The organism is Phocaeicola salanitronis DSM 18170, from assembly GCF_000190575.1.
Taxonomy (GTDB): Bacteria; Bacteroidota; Bacteroidia; order Bacteroidales; family Bacteroidaceae; genus Phocaeicola; species Phocaeicola salanitronis.
Genome location: NC_015164.1, coordinates 2,251,454 through 2,275,450, shown reverse-complemented (window position 1 = coordinate 2,275,450; position 23,997 = coordinate 2,251,454). Strand labels below are relative to the sequence as shown.

The 23,997-nt window shown below is 51.0% G+C and carries 24 protein-coding genes and 1 pseudogene; 9 read left to right on the top strand and 16 right to left on the bottom strand.

Annotated features, from left to right (window positions below):
• Positions 1-14: 14 nt before the first annotated feature.
• A complete protein-coding gene (locus BACSA_RS09810) occupies positions 15-608 on the top strand; it encodes a sugar O-acetyltransferase (RefSeq protein ID WP_013617951.1) in 594 nt (197 codons plus the stop codon).
• 115 nt (positions 609-723) lie between these two features.
• On the opposite strand, the gene BACSA_RS09805 is transcribed toward BACSA_RS09810, so the two are convergent.
• The 7 genes from BACSA_RS09805 to BACSA_RS09775 form a co-directional block, all read right to left on the bottom strand.
• Complete coding sequence (locus tag BACSA_RS09805; protein WP_013617950.1) at positions 724-1,191, bottom strand: HU family DNA-binding protein; 468 nt, start codon at positions 1,189-1,191, stop codon at positions 724-726.
• 254 nt (positions 1,192-1,445) lie between these two features.
• Positions 1,446-1,895, bottom strand: coding sequence for a cupin domain-containing protein (locus BACSA_RS09800; RefSeq protein WP_013617949.1), 450 nt, complete (start codon positions 1,893-1,895; stop codon positions 1,446-1,448).
• A 19-nt stretch (positions 1,896-1,914) separates the two neighbouring features.
• Positions 1,915-2,691, bottom strand: coding sequence for an MBL fold metallo-hydrolase (locus tag BACSA_RS09795; RefSeq protein WP_013617948.1), 777 nt, complete (start codon positions 2,689-2,691; stop codon positions 1,915-1,917).
• 71 nt (positions 2,692-2,762) lie between these two features.
• Positions 2,763-3,470, bottom strand: coding sequence for a hypothetical protein (locus BACSA_RS09790; RefSeq protein ID WP_013617947.1), 708 nt, complete (start codon positions 3,468-3,470; stop codon positions 2,763-2,765).
• A 6-nt stretch (positions 3,471-3,476) separates the two neighbouring features.
• Complete coding sequence (locus tag BACSA_RS09785) at positions 3,477-4,067, bottom strand: hypothetical protein (protein WP_013617946.1); 591 nt, start codon at positions 4,065-4,067, stop codon at positions 3,477-3,479.
• Positions 4,068-4,087: 20 nt separating this feature from the next.
• Positions 4,088-4,534, bottom strand: a complete 447-nt coding sequence (locus tag BACSA_RS09780) for a hypothetical protein (protein WP_144005211.1) — start codon at positions 4,532-4,534, stop codon at positions 4,088-4,090.
• A gap of 7 nt (positions 4,535-4,541) precedes the next feature.
• Entirely contained in the window at positions 4,542-5,444 is a 903-nt protein-coding gene (locus BACSA_RS09775) for an SIR2 family NAD-dependent protein deacylase (protein ID WP_013617944.1), read from the bottom strand.
• A gap of 128 nt (positions 5,445-5,572) precedes the next feature.
• On the opposite strand from BACSA_RS09775, the gene BACSA_RS09770 reads away from it, so the two are divergent.
• On the top strand, positions 5,573-6,472 hold the full coding sequence (locus tag BACSA_RS09770) for a helix-turn-helix domain-containing protein (protein ID WP_013617943.1): 900 nt from the start codon (positions 5,573-5,575) through the stop codon (positions 6,470-6,472).
• A 22-nt stretch (positions 6,473-6,494) separates the two neighbouring features.
• Here BACSA_RS09770 and BACSA_RS09765 read toward each other — a convergent pair whose 3' ends face one another.
• The 4 genes from BACSA_RS09765 to BACSA_RS09750 form a co-directional block, all read right to left on the bottom strand.
• Positions 6,495-7,010, bottom strand: coding sequence for a GNAT family N-acetyltransferase (locus BACSA_RS09765; protein ID WP_041584349.1), 516 nt, complete (start codon positions 7,008-7,010; stop codon positions 6,495-6,497).
• Between the two features lie 41 nt (positions 7,011-7,051).
• On the bottom strand, positions 7,052-7,627 hold the full coding sequence (locus BACSA_RS09760; protein ID WP_013617941.1) for a Crp/Fnr family transcriptional regulator: 576 nt from the start codon (positions 7,625-7,627) through the stop codon (positions 7,052-7,054).
• Between the two features lie 14 nt (positions 7,628-7,641).
• Positions 7,642-8,997, bottom strand: coding sequence for an MATE family efflux transporter (locus tag BACSA_RS09755; RefSeq protein ID WP_013617940.1), 1,356 nt, complete (start codon positions 8,995-8,997; stop codon positions 7,642-7,644).
• Between the two features lie 106 nt (positions 8,998-9,103).
• A complete protein-coding gene (locus BACSA_RS09750) occupies positions 9,104-9,922 on the bottom strand; it encodes a helix-turn-helix domain-containing protein (RefSeq protein WP_013617939.1) in 819 nt (272 codons plus the stop codon).
• A 221-nt stretch (positions 9,923-10,143) separates the two neighbouring features.
• Here BACSA_RS09750 and BACSA_RS09745 point away from each other — a divergent pair.
• The 5 genes and pseudogenes from BACSA_RS09745 to BACSA_RS09725 form a co-directional block, all read left to right on the top strand.
• Positions 10,144-11,166: pseudogene (locus BACSA_RS09745) on the top strand (efflux RND transporter periplasmic adaptor subunit); the annotation flags it as partial.
• Between the two features lie 111 nt (positions 11,167-11,277).
• The gene (locus BACSA_RS09740; protein WP_013617937.1) at positions 11,278-14,469 is read left to right on the top strand and encodes an efflux RND transporter permease subunit; all 3,192 of its coding nucleotides are present in this window, start codon (positions 11,278-11,280) and stop codon (positions 14,467-14,469) included.
• On the top strand, positions 14,469-15,833 hold the full coding sequence (locus BACSA_RS09735) for an efflux transporter outer membrane subunit (RefSeq protein WP_041584347.1): 1,365 nt from the start codon (positions 14,469-14,471) through the stop codon (positions 15,831-15,833). Before BACSA_RS09740 ends, BACSA_RS09735 begins: the two co-directional genes overlap by 1 nt.
• Before the next feature lie 189 nt (positions 15,834-16,022).
• Positions 16,023-17,393 (top strand): MATE family efflux transporter, encoded by a 1,371-nt coding sequence (locus BACSA_RS09730; RefSeq protein ID WP_013617935.1) that lies wholly within the window; start codon positions 16,023-16,025, stop codon positions 17,391-17,393.
• Positions 17,394-17,719: 326 nt separating this feature from the next.
• Entirely contained in the window at positions 17,720-18,526 is an 807-nt protein-coding gene (locus BACSA_RS09725) for a helix-turn-helix domain-containing protein (protein ID WP_013617934.1), read from the top strand.
• Between the two features lie 340 nt (positions 18,527-18,866).
• Here BACSA_RS09725 and BACSA_RS09720 read toward each other — a convergent pair whose 3' ends face one another.
• Complete coding sequence (locus BACSA_RS09720) at positions 18,867-19,823, bottom strand: IS3 family transposase (RefSeq protein WP_262501257.1); 957 nt, start codon at positions 19,821-19,823, stop codon at positions 18,867-18,869.
• 8 nt (positions 19,824-19,831) lie between these two features.
• Positions 19,832-20,191, bottom strand: coding sequence for a hypothetical protein (locus BACSA_RS09715; protein WP_013616650.1), 360 nt, complete (start codon positions 20,189-20,191; stop codon positions 19,832-19,834).
• Positions 20,192-20,494: 303 nt separating this feature from the next.
• On the opposite strand from BACSA_RS09715, the gene BACSA_RS09710 reads away from it, so the two are divergent.
• Positions 20,495-21,454, top strand: coding sequence for an alpha/beta hydrolase (locus tag BACSA_RS09710; RefSeq protein WP_218959008.1), 960 nt, complete (start codon positions 20,495-20,497; stop codon positions 21,452-21,454).
• A 36-nt stretch (positions 21,455-21,490) separates the two neighbouring features.
• Here the strand turns inward: BACSA_RS09710 and BACSA_RS09705 are convergent, their stop codons facing one another.
• Positions 21,491-21,922: a putative toxin-antitoxin system toxin component, PIN family gene (locus BACSA_RS09705; protein ID WP_013617931.1), complete on the bottom strand. Its 432-nt coding sequence runs from the start codon at positions 21,920-21,922 to the stop codon at positions 21,491-21,493.
• Complete coding sequence (gene vap15, locus BACSA_RS09700) at positions 21,903-22,130, bottom strand: type II toxin-antitoxin system VapB15 family antitoxin (RefSeq protein WP_013617930.1); 228 nt, start codon at positions 22,128-22,130, stop codon at positions 21,903-21,905. Before vap15 ends, BACSA_RS09705 begins: the two co-directional genes overlap by 20 nt.
• 240 nt (positions 22,131-22,370) lie before the next feature.
• On the opposite strand from vap15, the gene BACSA_RS09695 reads away from it, so the two are divergent.
• Positions 22,371-23,216, top strand: coding sequence for an aldo/keto reductase (locus BACSA_RS09695; RefSeq protein WP_013617929.1), 846 nt, complete (start codon positions 22,371-22,373; stop codon positions 23,214-23,216).
• Positions 23,217-23,276: 60 nt separating this feature from the next.
• Here BACSA_RS09695 and BACSA_RS09690 read toward each other — a convergent pair whose 3' ends face one another.
• A complete protein-coding gene (locus BACSA_RS09690; RefSeq protein ID WP_013617928.1) occupies positions 23,277-23,867 on the bottom strand; it encodes a sugar O-acetyltransferase in 591 nt (196 codons plus the stop codon).
• Positions 23,868-23,997: the final 130 nt, after the last annotated feature.

Below are 23,997 nucleotides of genomic sequence, written 5' to 3'. Positions count from 1 at the left end.
TAAACCAAGCAAACATGGAAACAGAAAAAATGAAAATGAAAGCCGGCAAGTTGTACGATGCCAACTATGACAAAGAACTGTTGGCGGAACGTGCGGCATGTGCCGATCTGACTTACGAACTGAATCAGCTACGCCCCTCCAAAGCGGAAGAACGGGATGCGTTGGTAAGACGCATATTGGGTAAAGTGAAGGGCAACTGCACGATTGTCTCTCCTTTCTTCTGCGATTACGGCTATCACATCGAAGTGGGTGAGAATTTCTTTGCCAACATGAACTGTGTCATCCTCGACGAATCCCCGGTGAAGTTCGGCGACAATGTGTTCGTGGCTCCGAACTGCGGCTTTTATACGGCAGGGCATCCGCTGGATGCAGAACGCAGGAACCAGGGACTGGAATATGCACGCCCCATCACGGTAGGCGATGACGTATGGATAGGGGCCGGTGTCAGTGTGCTGCCGGGCGTGACGATAGGCCAAGGTGCGGTTATCGGTGCGGGCAGCGTGGTGAACCGGGATATCCCGCCACGGGTACTGGCCGCGGGAAATCCCTGCCGGGTGATTCGTGAGATTACAGAAGAAGACAAGAAGCGATATACAGAAAACGTCTGAATAACATCAGTCCAGTCCTTTCGCGCACAACCATTCGTAGGGAGTAATTGTGCACAAAAAATCCCGCAACGCGGGGACACATCGTTGCGGGAAATCTCATGCACGAGACCAGACATTATCCGAAGGTTCCTTCTCCGTCCTCTTCCGTATCTTCCTCCGGCACCTGCGTCTCGTCGCTTTCCTTGCCCAGCCATTCCATAAAGGTGATGCCTTCGTCGGCTATCAAGGCGCGGGTGTAGCCGCCGCTCATGTTGCGGGTACGGTCGGGAGTGAACTGCACACGCAGGCCAGTAATCTGGTCGCTGCTCACTTCCTCTTTCGTAGCAACGCCGTTGCCTGCCGAAACGGTGGTGTAGCGGAACCAGCCCAGTCCTTCAAAATGCACGGCACGGCTTTCTTTCATGAAGTCCGCCATGATGTTGGGCAGGGCACGGAGCACGGCATGGGTGTCGGCGGGCGATACGGTCGATTCACGTGCGATGCGGTTGGCAAGTTCCTGCGTCTCGACAGGCTTGCCCACGGTGACGCTGCGGGGATACCACAGGTCGTTGATTGCTTGCTTTACTCGTTTCCAGAATATCATACAAACCTCCTTTTTTGTGTCTTTCGTCCTTCCTTATCAAACGCCTTTGCAATCGACTGACTGATAAGCAGTTGTCTTTTGTCCCCGACGAGCCTCTCGTTTGTCCCCCACGAGGGTCTCGTTTGTCCCCGACGAGGATGTCGTGTGTCCCACAAGGGAAAACGGGGTGTCTTTGACGGCTTTTGCATTTGACTAATTCTTAACAGAAAGACGGGTTGAACATAAAATATACCAATTCTGATTCATTCCGTTTCTCACCACTTCACCAGCTCATTCAGAATCACGCCGTCGGTAGCGTCTTCCGCCGTAAACGTATTGCCCCGATACTGTACACAGAGCATGACGAGCGGAGCTGTCCCGTTGTTGCGTACGCTGCGCTTCCCGTTGGGCGATATGCGCACCACGCTTCCTTCTTCAACGGGGAACACCTGTCCGTCCACCTGAAACTCACCTTTTCCCGCAAGGAAGAAATAAAGTTCCTCATGATTCTTGTGGGTGTGGAGGAATCCTGTTTCCGTGCCCGGCTGGAACATCTGGAAGGAGAACTCGCTGCCCGTTGCCTGGAGCGCGGCTCCTCCGAACACTTTCCCCGGAATCTTCACTTCGGGCGAAAGCTCTATCACATAGTCACTCAGTTCATTCAGTTTGCCAACGCTTATTGCGCTGAAATTTTCGGCTGCTGCCACATCCTTAATTTCTTTCATTTCTATATTTTTTTAGAGTTTATAAGTTGATGCTTTCTCCGTCTTCTGGGATAATCAGGCGGTTCATGTCGACCTTTTGATGTTCCAGTTCATTACGCAAAATTGAGCGGGTCGTTTGGCAATGGTCGATGGCATCCATGTGCACAGCAATGAATTTCTTCACACCTGTGCATTTTGTCACAATCTCAACCATGTCGTCCTCATTGGTAATTATGGAACCAAAATAACCCGAATAAACAGGGATGATGGCTCCTCCACTATTCACAACCATATAATCAGGAGAGTAACGTTTGACGGCATCATATATAGCATCGTCCCAACAACAATCCCCCATCAAATACAATGTGGGCAATCCTTCATGGCTGAAAACAAATCCCGATACCGGTCCCATCATATCCCCTAACATTCCTCTTCCATGTTTTCCCGGAATCCGTGTTATACAAATTCCATCCAACCAGAAAGTATCATTTATTGGCACAACATTAGTAAATCCATCGTTCATTATAATCTTACAGTCTTCCGGTTGAGTGAGAAACAAAATGTCCGACGGTAAATGTTTTTTGACACTTGAATCATAATGATCAGGGTGATTGTGTGTTAACAAAACGCAATCAACATCTTCGACAATTTCATTTATTGGCATTGTCAGATGCACTCTGGGACTTACGTTTACTCCAAGTGCAGAGATTAATGATGCTTTTTCAGCCAATAAAGGGTCAACCAAAATCGTATGTCCTGCATAATTGATTCTCAAGGTGGCATTGCGCACCAAGCGGATAGTCGTTGTTGTTTCCATTATTCTATGATTTAATTGTTTCATCGTTTACGGTTGCAAAGTTCGGAAGAATCTTCCCGTGCCTCTATGCCTTAAACTTGGAAATATGTGCCATTTTGATAAAGTTCATTCTTCAATTCTTGAAGCATGACGGCTATATCTCCTGCCAACCCGATGGACTTGTGCGTAATGGCGTCGGGGATATGCAATTCCGAAGCCAAGTTCAACGTGATGTAAACGACGTGGGGCTCGTCGGCTGTCAGTTGCATCAAGGGCTGCTTGATAAGTCGGTTGTGCTGACCGATGCCTAATTCCAAGATGACGATGTGCTTGCCGCTATAACGCCGGAGAAACTCGTTTGCCTGACGGCTCTTATCCTTGGGCGGGCGATGCTCTAACAAATCTTCAAATGTACCTTCCACCTCGAACACCTTTTCCGTATCGAAGCCGGAAAGTTCCAGATGGGTATCTGCGTTTGAGGTGAGGATGAAGTAATCCTTGTTGCCCACGATGGAAAGCAGGTTTTCCATCACCGGTGAGGGGCGGTAGTCCTTCACCCAGTGCTGCACGAGGCGTTGCAGGAACTCCGACCGTACACTTTCTTTTGGGTATCGGTAGAAACAGCCTTCGATGACGTTCTGTATACCGTACTGCTGTTGGAAATCCCCGAATTGACGGCGGAACATTTCGTTGTTGGCAAAGACGTGATAGCCTTCGGCAATGGAAAGCCCGTTACTTGCCCCTATCAGCAGGGCATCGGCACGGGCAATGGCTTGGGCGGCTTGCTGTATTTCGTTCATGGCTGCTTATTCAAGAGGTTTCCAATAGATGTAAGTCATATAGTCTGTCTCGTTGGTAGAGTAATGCGTGTCGCGGTATTGGGAAGCCAAGGTAAAGCCGTGGGCGGGGTAATAATCGTGGTCGCACGAAGTGTCGGTCCACAGAAACATCCGTTGGGCATTCATTGCGCGGAACTCCTGCATTATGGTGCGTAGCAATTCCTTGCCGCATCCTTTCTGTATGCTGATAAAGAGGGAGAGCTTCACGTCGCTGTCGTCCATTTGTGCGATAGTGTTCCGGTCGGCCTCGTCCATATAGTCGTTGAGTCTTTCCAACAACTCCTTTTCCTGTGGATTCATCGACTTGACCTGTTCGTGTACCCATACAGACAAACCCACGATCTTGCCTTTGCGTGTACCGAAGATGATGCCCTTCATTTCCCCGTTATCCGTGATTTTAAATGCCAAATCCGCGTCCGTGTAATTGTGGAGGACGATGCAGGCAGCTATGCAACGGATGTATTCAGCCGGAAAGCCATCGTAATAGCCGTGCCAAGCGTGTTGTGCCAAGCTGATGGCAGCACACATATCTTCTTTTGTGAATTTTTCTACTTTCATATACAATAAATTTATTTATCTCATCTACGGCAATGGCAGACGTTTGAGGCTTGTCCGCCATTGCGACAGTTGTTTTTATGCCTGCTTTTGCTCTTGCAATGTTTGGCAGAGAGGGCTATCCATACGGATGCCGTGGCAATATGGGCAACTACCAATGCTTTGGATGGCCATGCCCAATCCAACAACAGAACGAGCATTGTCAGGAAAAAGAAGCAAGTCGTCCATTTGACAAGCACAACATTTGGAATGCGGTTCTTCAACCTGCCTCTCAGCCATGCTTTATACCATTTCCAATGGTCGATGCAATGCCACAATGCCATGACAAGGGTGACAATCCCCAAAACCGTGTGAACTTTCAGCCACATGCATTCCGGATGATGCATCGGCAATATGCCGAACACCTTTAACGCATACACCACACCTGTAATAGCCAATAGCCATAACAGGATTTTTACAAACCTCATCATACCAACATCAATAAACTCTTGCGGGGTTAAACGCTTCCTTTGCATTAAATTCTTTCATCCCGGCGGTGGACTTGCCAAGCAGTTGCTTCAAGGTAACGGCGATGTCGTCGCCAATGGCAAGGCTTCGGTCTGCAATCTCTTTCGGCACAAGGGCGTGTTGCGGGTTAAGCGTGGCATAGAAAGCTTTCGGCCACTGGTATACCATATTCATAAACGGTTCCTTGATGAACATCGGGGTCATCATGCCTACACCCAATTCCAAGAAAAGCATTTTACGGTCGGCATGGCGTTGCAGGAATTCGTAATAACGCTTCATTTCCCGGTGATAGAAAGTTCCTTGCAAGAACTCCCGCGAACGAACCCAAGGAGCCATGGGACGGCCACAACGGGGACAGCGTGGAATCAGTTTATCGGGCAAGGCGTCGTTCTGAATGGCATCGCAGAGCCACATCGTCTCAGTATGATTATCATAGATATTGTCGTGGCAGGGTTGCGAACATTGCCAATAACGCCAATCGCCCTGTATGCGGGTGATATGATTGGCGGGGAACACACGGTAGAACTGGGCATCCTGATTGGTGGTAACGATGTAGTAGTTCTTTCCCTCCAGCAGTTCTGCCAAGTCGGTGTAAGTTTCTCCCGTATGACATTCGTAAACGTAGCGGATGGTGCGCAACATCAATGCCCACTGTTCTCCCTGCGAGGGACGGCGGTCGTAGAAGAGGTCAAACATATTGTGCCTGTCGTACTTCTTCGCCAATCCGCCTGCCAACTGACGGAACACATCGTCTTCCTGATAATAAAAGACGAATCCCGATGCAGCCGACATGCCCGATGCACCGCCCACTACAATGGCATCGGCTTCGTCTATCTTTTTCCTTAACAAGTCAATCTTTTCTTGTGCAACCATATATTTGTTCCTGTTTTTTTTTCGGTTGCAAAGGTCGGCAATCTCATTCAATGGCGTTATGCCTAAAAGAAGTGAATATATGCCATTTTGATAAAAGAAAATATTACTTTTGCAGAAATAATAAGCGTATGAAAGAGATAATCAACCCCGAAAGATTAGTCAGCGTCCCCTTCAGCAAGACGGACTGCGGCGTGGACTTCTACATCAACACCGCCACAAACAAGGACATTGGCCCCGTACTGGCTGAATACAAACGGTTCAAGACGGACTTCTTCAGCTTTTATTTCTTCCGCAAGGCGAACGGTTTCCTGCTGCTGAACTTCCGAAAGATAGAACTGCATGACGGCATGGTGCTGCTCCTCTCGCCCCACCAACAACAAGAGTGGCATGTGGATGAAGCGGCATTGGATTATACTTTTCTCATCTTCCGCGAAGACTTCATGCGCACATTCATTGCCGACAAGTTCTTTGTCTATCGCTTGCTCTACTATTATCAGACCGATACGCCGCCCTACCTGTATGCCTTGCCCGAAGAACTGGCGGAATACATACGCCTGCTCGGCAAAATCAAGCAGGAATTGCTGCATCCCGTGGCGGATACGTACAACCTTATCGTCTCCGTGCTCTATTACCTGCTGCTGATTATCAACCGTGCGTATGCCGCTGCATACCGCCTGCCCGTAGAAATCGCGAAGAACAATTATGCTTTCCAATACAAGGATTTGCTGGAACAGAACATCCGCACCATGCAGCGGGTGCAGGAGTATGCCGACAAGCTTCGCATCAGCCGCATCACGCTGAATACTTCGGTCATGGCGCAGTTTGGCGTATCAGCCGCCCATTTGCTGAAACAACGTCTGTTGGAAGAACTGAAGAACGAACTGCTCTTCTCCAACCGCACCGTCAGCCAGCTGGCGGATGATTTCCATTTCTCCGACCCCAGCCACCTGATGCGTTTCTTCAAGCAGCAGACGGGGAAGACATTCACGCAGTATTTGCAGGATTACCGGAACGGGATATATGAATAAAACCTATTTATGCTATTCTCCCTTATGGCTTCATCAGCTTTTCAAACCTGAAGTATTCCGCCCGGTATTCATACCCGCTGTCAGGATAGTCCGGGTCCTTGTGGCGGGCGTTGAAGTATTCGACAATGTGGAATCCGCATTTGTTGACATAGAAATGGATGTTCCGTTTCTCGAAACAAGGCGTTACCAATTCCCACACCTTTGTTTCGGGATACATGCTTTCAATCTGTTTCCAAACGGCATACCCAAGTCCCCGGCTGTGGCAATCCGGATAGATGTAGAACAGGTCCATTTTGTTGCGATGGGTTTCCTTATCGATGGTCAGCACGACACCGCCGACTCGCCTGTTGTCCTGATAGACGTAGAAGACATCGGCATTGGGATGGTAAAGTGCCTCGTCCACATCCCGGTCGGGGACAGGCTCACCGTCATCGGGCATACCGAAATGTTCTATGATACCGATGGCAAAAATCTCTTTGACATCTTTCTTAAAGTCCCCGAATTCGTTTCGCGGTACCGGTTCAAACCGTATGTTCATCTGTTTAACCTCCTGTTCGTTTTGTGCAAAGTGATATGTTGTCATTTCATTTCGTTCAGTGATGCCCGGATGCGGCTCAAGGACTGCACCGTGACACCCAGGTAAGACGCGATGTACTTCATGGGGATTTGCTGGATGACCTCCGGATATTCGTCCAAAAGCGTCAGGTAGCGTTCGAAAGCATTCTTTTTCCATAAGTCCATGAGCCAGTTCTCGTAGAGCAGGATGAAGTTCTCCAGCATCCTGCGCCCTAAATTTGCCATGGCAATGGAGGAGTTGAAATGCCTGTGCAGTTCTTCTTTGGAAAGGCAAATGGCCTCGCTCTCCGTCATGACCTCGAACGACAGGCGCGAAGGCTCGTCGGAAATATAGCCCCAGACGGAAAACACCAGTTCGCCCGGCGTGGCAAACCAGGCGGTGGCTTCCTCTCCGTTTTTGAAGTGGTAAGCCCTCCAGATGCCTTTGGTGAGGATATACACGTTGCTGTCGACCTCATCCTTGTGGACGACGATTTCATTCTTGGCAAACGACCTCCTTTCCTGATTGTCCGTCAGCCAATGGATTTCCTCTTCGCTCAATCCTTCTCTGTCGGCAAGTACTTCTGTCCATTCTTTCATACCGGTAACTATGATTATGCGTGAATACTAACGCTCCATTTCTTTAATCTCTTTCTCAACAGATATATGGTGGAGACAAAGGTAAAGAATTCTGCCAACGGAACCGTCAGCCACACGCCGTTATCTCCTAAAATAACCGGATATATCATGATTCCAAGCACAACGAACAACAGCCCTCTTTGCAAAGACACAAGTACGGAGGTACGTGCATCGCCCAGCGAGGTAAAGAAACTCGATGACAGAATGTTCGAGCCGTTCAGCAGGAAAGCGAAGGCGCAGACTGCCGCTCCGATGGAGGTTATCTTCAGCACATGGCTGCCCCCGTCTGCAAAGAACTGGGAGACGATGAACTCGTTGCCGAAGAACATGATGCAGAACAGGATGATGCCGATGGTCGCATTCGTCTTGAAACCCAGAAACAAGGTCTCTTTCACTCGGTTCAGATGACCGGCTCCGTAGTTGAACGACAGGATAGGCACTATGCCGTCCGACAGCCCCACGAACATCTGCACTCCCAAGTTCAGCATATAATTGATGGCCGTAAATGCAGCTACTCCCACTTCTCCCCAGTTCTTCATCATCACCCAGTTGAAGAGGAATACCGTAATGCCGGCTGACAACTCCGACAAGCCTTCCGATGAGCCATTGTATGTCATCTGACCCAGCAACCTGAAAGAGAGACGTCCTTTCCGGAGACTGACCAGACTGTTTTTTTTCAGCAATGCGGGAGCCATGACCGCAAAACCGGTTGTGAATGCGATACCCGTAGCCAAGCCCGAGCCTGCCGTGCCCCACCCAAACACACCGACAAAAAGGAGGTTCAGAAGCAGGTTGAGCACTACTGTCCCGCCAAGCACCAGCATGGCGAAATAGGGTCGTCCCATGGCTTTCAGCATATAATCGCACAGGAACGTCAGCAACAAGAACGGAAAAAACAAGGAGAAAGCCCGTACATAGGAAACCGTATAAGGCAGCAACACCTCGTTCGCGCCCAGGAAACGGCACAACGGTTCTGCCGCAAGCACAAAAGTACATCCCATGACAAGAGCCAGCACAAGCAGCGACCAGAAGGCTGTCTTGAAAGCGCTATGCGCCTTGACATAATCCTTGCTTCCCAGCGCCATGCCGACAATTGCCTGGCAACCCACACCTACAACGACAGCCAACGCACTCATGAACGTATATATCGGGACAAAGATATTTATGCTTGCCAACGCCTCCGTACCGACAAAGTTTCCCAACACCGCGCCGTCAATCATCGGTTGCAAGCCGATAAACAACAGCCCGACCACTCCGGGTATGGCAAATTTCCTGAACAGCGCAGTAATTCTTCCTGTAGCCAATAATTGTTCTTCTTTTGTGAGATGCATATAAATAAGATTTTAGATTTATATTTCATCTGCAAAAGTAGGACTTTGGCTTTGTTTGGGATTTATCATTAGGGTAAAAAAGAAGATTTGCAAACTGCATATTTTATCACTGTCTACGAAACTCATTGGGAGTATACCCCGTATACCGCCGGAAGAAGCGAGCCATATACGACACGGTGTCGAAGTGGAAACGTGTGGCAAGCTCCTTGATAGAGATATCCGTATTTATCAGCAGCCGTTTCATTTCCAGGATAATTTGTCGGTCAATCAACTCTTTGGGAGATATTTTTATCGCCTTGTTGGTTATCTTCGACAGGTAATAGGGCGTGATGCAAAGCTCATCGGCATAGAACTTCACGTCGTGGTGCACATAACAGTGCTCCACCACCAACCGGCAGAAACGGTTGAAGAGCCGCCGGGCGGGACTAGTAGGCAGTATCTCTGTCTGCGCGCCTTCCGACACCACAATACTCTCCACTGCCATGAAGAAGTTCTGCAGGTGGTTGCGCAACATCACGTAAGCCGACTTTTGCGACCTGCACCGCATAATCCAGCGGAGCTGATCTTCCCACACACCCAATTGTTCCCACTGCTCGGGTGAGGTGCGGAAGATAGAATGCTCGTACAGATAGTCGAAGAAAGGTGACGAGAGGGTGAACGTGGCTTCATCGAACAGCCTGGAGGAGATTTCGATGCGCTTGGCGGCAAAGCTTTCCGACACGTCGTTTACCACGAACAGGGTGTCGGGAAATATCATGACGATATCTCCTCTACGCACGGCGCGTGGCTTGAACTCCACCGAAACGAGTGCCCTGCCCGATACACAAAACAACAGGATGCATCCGTCCGTGCGGATGCTCTTCCCAAGCTGGTCTCTCCAGTTGCAGAGGCCGTATTCATAGTCTTTTCCTTCCGTCAGCAACATAGGTGTTTCTATTTTTACTGCAAATGTATGAAATAGTCTCCTACCACCATCTGCTTGTTTTCAAAAGTATCCTTCTTGTCGGGATTTGTCCACCGGTTTTGGACGGGAAACGTCCTACCTTTGCGCCCATTACAAAACAAAATAGTATATGGATATGAGACAAATGATTTTTGTATGGACTGTGTTATGCGGGGCATGCTTAGTTTCTTGCCAAAACAACAGAGGAAAAACCACAGGCGTATCCCGTTGTCACCGTGGCACAGTCGGCAGTAGAAGTAACGGAAGATTACCCCGCCACCATACGCGGGCGGCAAGATATTGAAATCTTTCCGCAGGTGTCGGGCAAAATCACCCGTGTGGCAGTGACGGAGGGCGAGCGTGTGTGCCGGGGACAGACACTCTTCATTATCGACCAGGTACCTTACGAAGCCGCCCTCCAGACCGCTATCGCCAACGTAGAAGCGGCAAGCGCAGCTGTTGCCACCGCGCAGCTCACCTACGACGGCAAGCGCCAGCTATTCGACCAGAAAGTAATATCGCAGTTCGAGCTGAGTACGGCGCACAATGCCCTGCTCACCGCTCAGGCTCAGCAGGCACAGGCGGAGGCACAGGAGCTTAATGCCCGCAATAATCTCTCTTATACAATTGTGACAAGTCCTGCCGACGGCGTTGTCGGCACGATTCCTTACCGTGTGGGCGCACTTGTCAGCTCCTCCTCCGCTTCGCCGCTGACCACGGTGTCAGACAATTCGGTGATGTACGTCTACTTCTCACTGCCTGAAAACCGGATGCTCTCGCTCATCCGGCGTTACGGTTCGGTGGAGCAGACGCTCCGGCAGATGCCTGCCGTGACGCTGCGTTTGAATGACGGTACCAGTTACGGTGTAGAGGGTCGTGTGGAAAGCATAAGTGGGGTTATTGATGCGCAGACAGGTGCCGTGAGCCTGCGTGCAGCCTTCGCTAATCCCACGGGACTACTGCATAGCGGTGGGGCAGGCAACGTGCTCATTACCGAAAAGAAAGACAGTGCGCTGACCATCCCACAGGGTGCCACCTACGAGCTTCAGGATAAAGTGTTCGCCTACCGTGTGGTAGACGGTAAGGCAAAGGCTACACGCATCGAGGTGACTCCGCTCAACGAGGCAAAGAAGTACATCGTGCGTAGCGGGTTATCGGCTGGCGAACGTATTGTCTCTGAAGGAGTCGGGCTGCTGCAAGACGGGATGCCTGTCAGTGTGAAGTGAAAATCAATTGATAACTCACCACAGAGGGACAGGAGGCACACAGAGTCTTTAAATTTATTTCTCTGTGGTACTCTGTGTCCTGTGGCGAAACTAACAGAAAGAAGAAGCTTTATGAAACTGAAAACATTTATCGAACGCCCGGTGCTGTCTATCGTTATCTCGGTGGCGATTGTGCTGCTGGGCTGCATCTCGTTGGTGACGTTGCCTGTCGAGCAGTTCCCCAATATTGCCCCGCCTACGGTGGAGGTGACTACCAGCTATCCCGGTGCCAATGCTGAGACGGTGCAGAAATCTGTCATCGTGCCGCTGGAGGAGGCCATCAACGGCGTTGAGAACATGACCTATATTTACTCTACCGCCTCCAACGCGGGTGACGTGTATATCACCATTTACTTCAAGCAGGGAACCGACCCCGATATGGCGGCGGTGAACGTGCAGAACCGTGTGTCGAAAGCACAAGGGCAGTTGCCCTCGGACGTAACGCGCATCGGTGTCGTCACCAACAAGCAGCAGAAGTCTATGCTGAAAGCCGTCACCCTGTGGAGCCCTGATGACAGCTATGACAACCAGTTCCTGAACAACTACCTGCAGATTAACGTCATCCCCGAGCTGAAGCGTATCACGGGTGTGGGTGAAGTGACGCTGCTCGGCTCCAACTACGGTATGCGTATTTGGCTGAGGCCTGACGTGATGGCGCAGTATGGCATTGTACCCTCTGATGTGACTGCGGCACTCAATGCACAGAACATCGAGTCCGCCACCGGCTCGTTCGGCGAGAACTATGAAGGCGTGTTCCAGTACACGATGAAGTACAAGGGCCGCCTCGTCACGCCTGAAGAGTTCGGTGACATGGTCATCAAGTCGCTGCCCACGGGTGAGGTATTGCGCCTGAAGGACGTGGCACGCATCCAGTTGGGCGATGAGGCGTATAACTACAAAAGCATGACCAACGGGCACAACGGCACGCTGTTCATGGTGTATCAGACGGCAGGCTCGAACGCCACAGAGGTCATCAACCAGATTGACGCGCGTATTGAGGAGATGGCTAAGAATCTGCCAAAGGGCGTACAGTTCGATGAGCTGTACTCCACGAAAAACTTCCTCGACGCCTCCATGCACCAGGTCATCAAGACGCTCTTCGAGGCATTTCTCCTGGTAGTCATCATCACCTATGTTTTCTTGCAAGATGTAAAGTCGATGACTATCCCGGCTATCTCCATTATGGTGTCGCTGGTGGGTACGTTCGCTTTCATGTCTGTGGCAGGCTTTAGTCTCAATCTGCTGACGTTGTTCGCTTTGGTGCTTGCCATTGGTATTGTGGTCGATGATGCGATTATCGTGGTCGAAGCGGTGCAGGCGAAGTTCGATGTAGGCTATAAGTCATCGTATATGGCGACAATGGATGCGATGGGCGGTATCACTTCGGCAATCATCACGACGACGTTGGTGTTCATGGCAGTATTTATCCCCGTATCCATGATGGGCGGCACCAGCGGTACGTTCTACATGCAGTTCGGTCTGACGATGGCGGCTGCCGTGGGTATCTCTGCCATCAATGCCCTGACGCTTTCGCCCGCCCTCTGTGCCTTGATGCTGAAACCTTATCTGAACGAGGACGGAACGGAGAAGCAGAACTTTGCCGCACGTTTCCGTACGGCGTTCAATGCCGTGTTCTCGGTCATCACACAACGCTATATGGGCGGTGTGCTGTTCTTCATCCGCCGCCGTTGGCTGGCGGTGGGTATTTTCGCCTGTGCCGTAGCTGCATTGGCGTGGATGATGAACACCACCAAGACCGGTTTGTTGCCTGATGAGGATATGGGCAGCATCATGGTGAACGTGACTACACCTCCGGGCAGCTCTCTTGCACGAACTTCGGAGGTTATGGAAGAAATCGAGCGCAAGCTGGACAGCATTCCCGAAGTGGCTATTGCTTCGGAAACATCGGGTTACGGGCTGATTGGTGGTGCCGGTCCGTCGAGTGGCATGGTCATCGGTATGCTGACCGACTGGAGCAAGCGTAAAGATAAGGAACAGGGTATTGATGCCGTGCTTGCCAAAATCAATGGTTTTGCGGCAGACATCCCCGATGCGAACATCTTCGCCATGGCTCCGCCGCTGATTGACGGCTACGGCGTGGCGAGCGGTTTCGAGATCTATCTGCAAGACCGTGCGGGCGGCTCGGTGAACGACCTCTACACGGTAGGTCAGGAGTTCATCGCCGCGTTGCAGAAACGTCCGGAGATAGGTTCTGCCTACACCACGTTCAATGTCAACTTCCCGCAATACCTGGTGGAGGTGGATGCCGCCAAGTGCCAGCGCGCCGGAACGACAGCTGATGCTGTGCTGTCCACCTTGGCAGGATACTATAGCGGACAGTATGTGTCGAATTTCAACCGTTTCAACAAGCTGTACCGCGTCATGATACAGTCATCTCCCGAGTACCGCATCACGCCGGAGTCGCTCGACAAGATGTTCACCCGCGTGAACAACAACGAAATGGCACCGCTCAGCCAGTTCGTCAAGCTGACCAAGGTGTACGGTCCCGAGTCGCTTGCCCGTTTCAACCTGTACAGTGCCATGGGCATCAACGGCGAGGCAGCGCAGGGATACAGTTCGGGTGACGCCATCAACGCCATTCGCGAGGTGGCAGCCGAGAACCTGCCGCGAGGCTACAGCTTCGAGTTTGCCGGCATCAGCCGCGAGGAGAGTCAGACTACAAACAACACAGCTATCATCTTCCTGATATGTACGGTGTTTCTCTACCTCATCCTGTGCGGCCTGTACGAGAGCTTCCTCGTGCCGTTTGCCGTCATCCTCGCCGTGCCGTTCGGGCTGATGGGCAGCTTTGTCTTTGCCAAACTGATGGGGCTGGAAAACAACATCTACATGCAGACGGGACTTATCATGCTTATAGGACTGTTGGCCAAGACTGCTATTCTGTTGACCGAATATGCAGCCGACCGCCGTCGTGCAGGTATGTCGCTCGTTCAAGCGGCACTGGCAGCGGCCCGTGTCCGCTTCCGCCCCATCCTGATGACCGTGCTGGCGATGATATTCGGCTTGCTGCCGCTGATGTTTGCCAGCGGTGCGGGAGCCAACGGTAATTCATCGTTAGGTTCGGGCGTGGTAGGCGGTATGCTGTTCGGTATTCTTGCCATCCTGTTCTTCGTACCGGTGTTCTTTATCATCTTCCAGTACCTGCAGGAGAAGGTGAAGCCTGTAGAGTTCTTGCCTATCCCCGACTGGGAGATACAGAGTGAAATGGAAGCGATTGAAGAAAAGAAAAAACAGAAAGAATGATGAAACGAATCCTTATCCTGTGCAGTGCCGCCGCTTTGCTGGCGGGCTGCCACATCTATAAACCCTATTCGCGCTCTGACGTGCAGACCGACGGGCTGTATGGGCAGGACGTGCCGGCGGACGATACTTCCTCCATCGCCTCCCTGCCGTGGACGGAACTGTTTACCGACGTGCAGCTGCAACCTCTTATCCGCGAGGGGCTGGCGAATAACACCGATCTGGGCATTGCCCGCTTGCGGGTGAAAGAGGCGGAAGCCACGTTGCAGTCCTCCCGCCTTGCCTACCTGCCTTCGTTGTCCCTTAATCCGCAAGGGCAACTGAGCAGTTATGACGGCGCAAAGACAGACAAGACTTATCATATAGCCGCTTCCGCCGCTTGGGAAGTGGACCTCTTCGGCAAGCTGACCAACGCCAAGCGCGGGGCGAAAGCGGCATTAGAGCAAAGCGAGGCATACCGCCAGGCAGTGCAGACGCAGCTCATTGCCACCATCGCCAACAGCTATTACAACCTGCTGACGCTGGACCGCCAGCTGGATATCAGTAGCCGTACCGCCGAATCGTGGGCGGAAGTTCTCCGTACCTACGAAGCGAAGCTGCAGGTGGGTGAGGCAACCGAAGCCGCCGTGGCACAGGCACGTGCCAGCAAGCTCTCGGTAGAAGCCTCGGTGCTGACCTTGCAGAAGCAAATCCGTGCACAGGAAAACTCGCTCTCCATTTTGTTGGGAAGAGTGCCCGGTTCCATTGAGCGGACTACGCTCGACGGGCAACGTTTCCCCGACACCTTAGCGGTAGGCGTTCCCTTGCAATTGCTGGGCCGCCGTCCTGACGTGCGTCAGGCGGAAGCTGCTTTGGCACAAGCGTTCTACAATACGAACGCTGCCCGTTCCGCCTTCTATCCGAGCATTACCTTAAGCGGTTCGGCAGGATGGACCAACAATAATGGAGCAGCGATTGTAAATCCCGGCAACTGGCTGTTAAGCGCTATCGGTTCACTTACCCAGTCTCTCTTTAACCGGGGGCAGAACATTACCAACCTGCGCATCGCTAAGGCACGTCAGGAAGAAGCTCTGCTCAGCTTTCGCCAAAGCCTGTTGAAAGCGGGCTGTGAAGTGAATGATGCCTTGATGCAGTGGCAGACCGCCAACTCACGGCTGAAAATCATTGCTGAGCAGGTTACTTCCCTACGCACCGCCGTCGATAATACGCAGCAGTTGATGGAGTTCAGTAATTCGGCTTCTTATCTGGAGGTATTGACAGCCCGACAGGCTTTGCTGCAGGCGGAACTGACGGAAACCAACGACCGTTTTGACCAAATACAAGGTATTATCAATCTGTATCATTCCTTGGGTGGTGGAGCGGAATAAAAATAGTCAAAAATTTGCATACTCCAAATCTTTGACCCACCTTTGCAGCGAAATTACGAAAGAAAGCGTTTTGTAATCCTCATCGGAGGGCAGATAATATGCCGGATAAGATGACTGGGTAAAACCAATCACCTTATCCGGTTTTTTGTTTGTCGAATAACATGACAATAAACATAAAACGATAAGAAAATGAAAAGAGATGCTATTGATTTAGGTACAGTGAAAGTATTTACACTGTTCAAGAAGTATTTTATCCCTACATTGTTCGGCATGCTGAGCATGTCGGCCGTCACAGCCATAGACGGCATATTTGTCGGGCATGGGATAGGCAGCGACGGCATTGCCGCCATCAATATCTGCATCCCCTTGCTCATGCTGTTTACTGGCGTGGGACTGATGGTCGGGGCAGGCTCATCGGTGGTGGCTTCCATACAATTGTCACGTGGAAAGTCCAAAGCGGCCCGTATCAATGTGACCCAGGCCATCCTGTTTGTAACGGTTGTGGCGCTCATTCCGTCTGTTTTGATGATGGCTTATCCTTCTGCTACCGCACGGCTGTTAGGCGCGTCGGAACATCTTGCCCCGCTGGTCAGGGAATACCTTCTGTGGTTTGTTCCTTCGCTGATGTTCCAGATGTGGTGTTCCGTCTGCCTGTTCATCATACGTTTGGACGGTGCCCCAAGGCTTGCCATGATGTGCAACGTGGCAGCAGCCCTTATCAGCGTCCTGCTTGGATGGCTGTTCATATTTCCTTTAGGTTGGGGGTTGATGGGTGCGGCATTTGCCGCTACGATAGGCTTGTTCGCCGGTGGTCTCATCGGGCTTGTCTATCTGTTCCGGTTTGCCCGTAAATTACGTTTCTATCCGGTCAAGTGGAGCGTTAAAAGCATGAGGCTTTCTTTCCGCAATTTAGGATACCAGTGCCGCATCGGTTCATCCGCCTTGTTGACGGAAGCCACGCTTGCCACGCTGATGTTTGTCGGCAACCAAGTGTTCATGAAATACTTGGGTGATAACGGTGTGGGTGCGTTCGGCATAGTCTGCTACTACATACCGTTTGTGTTCATGGTCGGCAATGCCATCGCACAGTCGGCACAGCCCATCATCAGTTATAATTTCGGCTTGGGTTATCGGTCAAGAGTGGTGGCAACAGAACGTATCGCGCTGCTTACTTCTGTTGTGAGCGGAGGCATCATCATGGCTGCATTCACTTTGTTTCCGCATATACTGGTGGGGCTGTTTATCAGTCCGGATAATCCTGCCGCCCGTATAGCCATTGCAGGGTATCCCTATTTCTCTGCCGCTTTCATCTTCTTTATCCTTAACCTTACCGTTATAGGATATTATCAGAGCGTGGAACGGGTGAAACCCGCAACTTTCCTGGCTCTGTTGCGCGGGTTTATTTTCTTGATACCTTCTTTCATCCTTTTGCCCCAAGCCATAGGGACGAAGGGCATCTGGCTGGCATTGTGCTTGTCAGAGATGCTGACCACCCTAGTGATTGTCGTGATATACAGCAGGGCGACAAGAAAGGTTTGTTTACAACAAAGGACTGAATAAGTGAAATTATACGATAAGATATATCGTAAGGAGAGCGTTTTGTAATCCTCATCGGAGGCAGGCATGCCGGACAAGATGACTGGGTAAAACCAATCACCTTGTCCGGCTTTTGGGTTGAACGAAATGATAGATAGTAGGCAATCTGACGAAAAACAGGGGCGGAAAGGAACAAAAGAGCACCCAAGGCACACACGAAAACGGATACATCAAGTTAAGATAAACTTTTTGGAGAAATTCAAAACAGCTTCTTAGTTCTTTGGGAAACTGCGAATAAATTATCGGCTTGAAATGCGTATATTTGCAAAGGATATAAAAAGAAGGAAGATATGGCAGAAGCGGAAAATATTATCATAAAGGATACCCTTGACGGACTGGGCACGGATGCTTACAGCGATTATCTGGCTCATGCCCTTTGCCTGGCAGGCAGTTGCCGGCTGAAATATAACGGCGAGGAACGTGAGTTGCAAGCCGGCGACCTGATGATTGTCCGCAAGGGCAAGCTGGTGGAACGTATTCGCCCGGCAGACGATTTCCGGGTAAAGGTGATATACGTCACTTCTGAATTCATCGTGCTATCCACGCCGCTCAGTAACTATGGCGTGAAAGGCCAGCTGGCTCTGTTCCGCAATCCCATCATGAAACTGGATGCCGGACAACGAGAACTGTGTCGTCGGGACTTCGAGATGGTGGAAGCGCGGCTGGCGCAGACCGACCACCATTTCCGCCGCGACTTGCTGATAGCCTCTGTACAGATGCTCATCATCGACTTCTTCGATTTCCATTCCCATCTTTACGGTGTGGATAATATCCCGCTGCAAAGCGCCACCATCATGAGCCGCTTCCTCAATATGCTGGAGAACGGGACGTACCGCGAACACCGTGAAGTGAACTGGTATGCCGACAAGCTGTGCGTCACGCCCAAATACCTGTCCGAAGTTTCCCGTAAGATAAGCGGTTATGCCGCCAACTATTGGATAAACCGCTACACCGTGCTCGACATCTCCCGCCTGCTTCGTGACAAGTCGCTGACTTTCGTGTGTATTTCCGACCTGTTCGGTTTCTCATCGCCTGCCTATTTCAGCCGTTACGTGCAGCAGCATCTGGGGGTAAGCCCGACGGAGTATAGGGGATGATGTCTTTCCGCATTTGACCAGTCATCTTTTCAACATACATCAACTGCGCAGCAAGATACATGATATTCCTTCTGCCAGTCCTCCCTGTCAGGACTGCAGTCCTGACAGGCTGGGACTGCAGTACTGACAAGGCAAAACTGCAGTACTGTGTAGCTTTGTAGAAAAGGTTGACTACTTTAAGTCTTATTCGTAGTACGGGTTGACTCGTATTATTACTATTCATGCACAGGGTTAACCCTGTGGCCGTTTTTTCATGAAAAGGGTTTACCTTTCCGTTTTCGAGGCAAAGATAAGCTTTTATTTTCATCTTCCTCTCTATAACAAGGTAAAAACGTAAGTTTCATCCGGAGGCCGGCCGGCTTCCGGTCTGTGGGCGGCTTTGTCCTTTTATGGCCCTCTCCCGGAAACTGGTCCACTTCTTCTTCAGCTCCCCCTTGCACCGGGAGGCTTCGGCCGGCGTCATGCCGTCCAGGCTCCAGTGGGGACGTTCGTTGTTATAGAAGTCCACCGCCGCCTTCACCGCCTCCCTTACCTGAGTGATGTTCAGGAACGTCATGCCGCCGAGCAGCTCATTCTTGACCGTGTTGTTCACCCGTTCGGCCACCGCGTTGTCTTTCGGATTGCCGCTTTCGGTCATGCTGATGCGGATCTGACGTTCCTTCAGACGCCGCGTGTACTCGTAACTGGCATATTGCACGCCCCGGTCCGAATGGTGGATCAGGCCGCTCAAGTCCCTGTCCCCATAGTGCCGCAAGGCCATTTCCAGCGCTTCAAGGGGATAGCGGGAGTCCAATGTCTCGCCCACGCTATAGCCCACGATTTCCTTTGTGTAATAATCGGTTATGAGCGAAAGGTAGCAGAACGTGTATTCCCCCGTCAACGGATCCGTCCAGCATACGATGTAGGTGATGTCGCTCACTATCAGCTGGCAGGGCGCATCGGGTATCAGCGCTTTCACCAGGTTCGGATAGACCGGAAGCCCGTGGCGCGAATCGGTCGTCACGGCACGACGCTTACGGCGGCGGAGCTTAAGCCCGTGGCGTTCCATTATCGCATAAAAACGGTTGAAGCCCACGTGCCAGGCTGTGCCGAAACGGCGGTTGTACATCTGCCACAACTTGCCTCCTCCTATGCCCGGATCCTTGCGGCGGACCTCTCTGACGTAGTCCACAACGAAAGATTCCAGCGCCAGGCGGTGCAAAAGCTTGTCCTCATGCTTGTAGTAGGCCTGTTTGCTTACACCAAGCAGACGGCACATCGGGGCAATGCCGTAAAGACGCTTGTCCCGGACGTGCAGCCTACATGCTACTTGGTGCCAGCTTTTTTTAGCCGTATGCCGTATACTTCCTCCCCGAATGCGACCATCTCTTCATAGAAGTCGGCGCGGAGGCGTTCCCGTTCAAGCTCTTTCTTCAAACGGGCCAGTTCATTCTGAAGACGCTTGTAATCTTCCGGAGTCACATCTTTTCCTTGACGTTTCATCTGTTCTGCTATTTGAGGGTTTTCACGCTCAAAGGTAGACAATATACGATACAAAGTCGTACGGCTTATGCCGAATTTTTTCATTAAGGCGGAATTGTCCAACCCCTCAACTTTACACAAACGGTAAATCTCTACTGCACGGATGCAAGAATGATCGTGCACAAAACTTTCTTCTTTTTTCATTTTCTTGACTCTGATTTATGAGTCAACCTTTTCTAAAATAAGACACTGGCTGTACAGGACTGGCAAACTGTGTAGCTTTGTAGAAAAGGTTGACTGCTTTAAGTCTTATTCGCAGTATGGGTTGATTCGTATTATTGCTATTCATGCACAGGGTTCCCCCCTGTTAAACATAGAGACTGTAGCTGAATATTAAAACATGACAGGTTAAACCAACCGCAAAAATGTAGTCATCCGCCGTAATTCGTGTAATAGGCGGCACAAGGATTATGCCGAACTTTGCAGCCGTACAATTACATGAAACAGATGAAATTAATGACTTGCCTTGCAATGATAATGGCTGCCATGACAACAGGATTATGCGCCTGTACAGAAAAAATGGAAAGGACAGAAGTAATAGAAGCACAACAGATTTTCACCCACACCACCCGCATCAGCGACGTGATGAACGCCCCGGCTTTCGGCGACTACGGACGACTGATTTTCCCCGTGAACGAGGGATACTGGAGCGGCGAGACCTTAGAAGATTTGCGCTTAGTTTGGTACAATTACATCGACCCGGACAAGACCGTCGAAATCTGCAATTACCTGAAAGCGCACGCCGATAGCGTATTCCTTGACATCTATACGGAAGCCGAGAAGCAGGATGACCCGCAGAAGCGCAACACGGGGCTGTTCTTTTTCCGGGGAAATCCGGGTGCGCTCTTTGCCGTCTGCAATGCCGGTGGTGCGTTTGCTTACGTTGGGGCTATGCACGACAGCTTTCCCCATGCCCTCGAACTGTCCAAACTGGGCTACAATGCCTTTGCACTCATCTACCGTCCAGACGATGCCTACGAAGACCTTGCCCGCGCCATCACCTATATCCACGACCATGCCGACGAGTTGGGCGTAAGCACCTCCGGTTATTCCCTGTGGGGAGGTTCGGCAGGGGCACGCATGGCGGCGGTGCTCGGTAATGCGAACTACCTTTATCAGCTGACCGGACGCGAAGATATACCGCAAGCCTCGGCTGTCATCATGCAATATACGGGCTATAGCACGGTTAGCCCGCAAGACGCGGCGACTTACGCCTGTGTGGGCACCAGCGATGGCATCGCCCCGTGGCGCACCATGCAACGGCGGTTGCAAAGCCTCTCCGCCCTTGGTATCCCGACTGAATTTCATGCTTACGACAGGCTTCCCCACGGCTTCGGATTAGGCACAGGAACAGTGACCGAAGGATGGCTGACGGATGCTGTCCGTTTTTGGGAAGAAAATCGATAAGAAAAATTGGGAGGGTAGCGAGCCCGTATTTCGTTTTTAAGCCAGCTTCATAGCAGCCTCAAAGTCGGTGAACGAAATAATCCGTGTACCACCAATGTTGCGGAGCGACAACAAATCATCATCGCCACTCACCAAATAATCGGCTTGTGCGGCAAGGGCTGTGTAGAGCAAATAGTCATCCTTTGGGTCACGGCAAAGCGATGGACCTTGTTCTGGTTTTACAAACAAAGCCGCTTCACAAAACAGGTCAAGAAATTCTTCTGCTTGTTCAGCAGGGATGTACTTGCGGATGCGCGGACGGTTCAGTACATCGACCAGTTCACGCAGCTGTGCTTCGCAAGCCATAATTTTTATCCGTCCGCTGTCTATATGGCGATGCAATCCCGACAACCGTTTCCCTATCAGAAATGATATCCAGATGTTGGTGTCAATGACCACACGATTCGGCTCATTGTTTCCGTTCTTCATAATGTTTTTGTCTTACGGCTTCTACTTCGCGGGTGATGTCGTCCATGCTCAGTTCATCGGTACGGACAGATTTCAGCAGACGGTCGAATCGGCTAACGAACAGTGATTTGCGTAGGCGGTCGAACACTTCCAGCTTGTCCTGTTCGGGCATGGCTTGCAACATTCCGAAAAATTGCTGCTTGCTGATGTTCAGTTGAATGGTATCCATACGTTTTCTTTTTATTGATTTCATTCGCAAAGTTAACAAGAATCGGCAAGAAAGCAAGACTTTTACTCCTTTTTCAAAACTTCCCGATATACTTTCTGCCCCTCCACATCCATTGGCATTGAACGTGTATTCTTGGATAATCCGTAAAAAAGACACAAGCATCCGTAATCCTTGTATGGAATAGCTCGACATTCCGCCGTATCTTTGTCCTTATAGAAAACCGATTAAACAAAGACGAACATGGAAACAATCAAACTGAGCAACGGCGTGGAAATGCCGCTATTGGGCTACGGGGTGTTCAAGGTAGCCCCGCAGGAATGTGAACGATGCGTCAGCGACGCACTGAACGTAGGTTATCGCCTGATTGACACGGCGCAGGCTTACTTCAACGAGGAAGGCGTGGGGAACGCCATCAGCAAGAGCAGTGTCCCCCGGCAGGATATTTTCCTGGTGACGAAAGTATGGATTTCGAATGCCGGCGAGGAGAAGGCGGCGGCAAGCATCGACGAGAGCCTGCGCAAGCTGAAGACCGACTACATCGACCTGCTGCTCATCCATCAGGCATACGGCGACGTGTTCGGTTCGTGGAGGGCGATGGAGAAAGCCTACCGCGCAGGCAAGGTGCGTGCCATCGGGGTAAGCAACTTCCAGGCGGGACGTTTCTTCGACTTCGCCCACTATGTGGACATCAAGCCGATGGTGAACCAATTGCAATGCAATCCGCTCGTCCAGCAACAGGGCATCGAGCCGATTCTCGCGGAACACGACACGAAGATGATGGCATGGGGACCGCTCGGCGGCGAGGGTGCCGAAGGGGTGGTAAAGAACGAACTGCTCGCCTCCATCGGCAAAGGCTACGGAAAGACCGCTGCACAGGTGGCGCTGCGCTGGCTCACGCAGCGGGGCATCGTCGCCATCCCCAAGAGCACACATGTGGAGCGTATGCGGCAGAATCTGGACATCTTCGACTTCACGTTGGCCGATGAGGAAATGAAACGTATCGCCACACTCAACTGCCACGATACGGGAACGGTGAACTTCGGAGACCCGCAGTTCGTGAAGTTCCTGATAGAGACATACGGGTAAAGAAAAACAAGAACTCCCGCAACGCAGAGAACCCGTTGCGGGAGTTTTTTGTATAGGCTTTTATTTGAGTTTCCGAATCACCCTACACGGATTCCCCACCGCCATGCAGTTTGCCGGAATGGAGCGTGTTACCACACTGCCCGCGCCGATAACGGTATTTTCACCAATAGTCACACCGGGCAGGATGATTGCTCCGCCGCCTATCCATGCGCAGTCGCCAATCGTAATCGGTAAAGCACGGGTACGGAAAAACAGTTCGCCGGAATTTTCATCCCAATCTTCGATGAACCGTTCTTGTGGCAGAATGGGATGAGTAGCCGTGTATAGCTGGACATTAGGAGCGATAAAGACTTGATTGCCTATGTGTACGATGTTTTCATCAAGAAATGTGCAGTTCATATTGACAATGGTCTTTTCTCCGATGAAAATATGCTTACCACATTGGCAGGTAAAATTTATGTCGATGCTGGAATGTTTGCCGATACTACCCAGCATTTGGCGCAAGATATCAGCTCGGATTTCCCCGTCTGCGATGTCCGTAGCGTTGAAGCGGGCAAGCAGGCGTTTGGTTTGCACCATCATTTCCAATACTTCGGGGTCGAGCCTGTTGCAGTATTCCCCGTCAAGGAATCGTTGATAGTTCGTTTTCATATCGCGCGATTTTAATGTTGATGTTTGCGAAGATAGCGAAAATCAAGGAGCGGGCAAAAGTTACAGCTCATAAAATCAGGAAAGCATCTCCGTGCCTTCCCGAAGATGCTTTCCTATACTATATCATTTG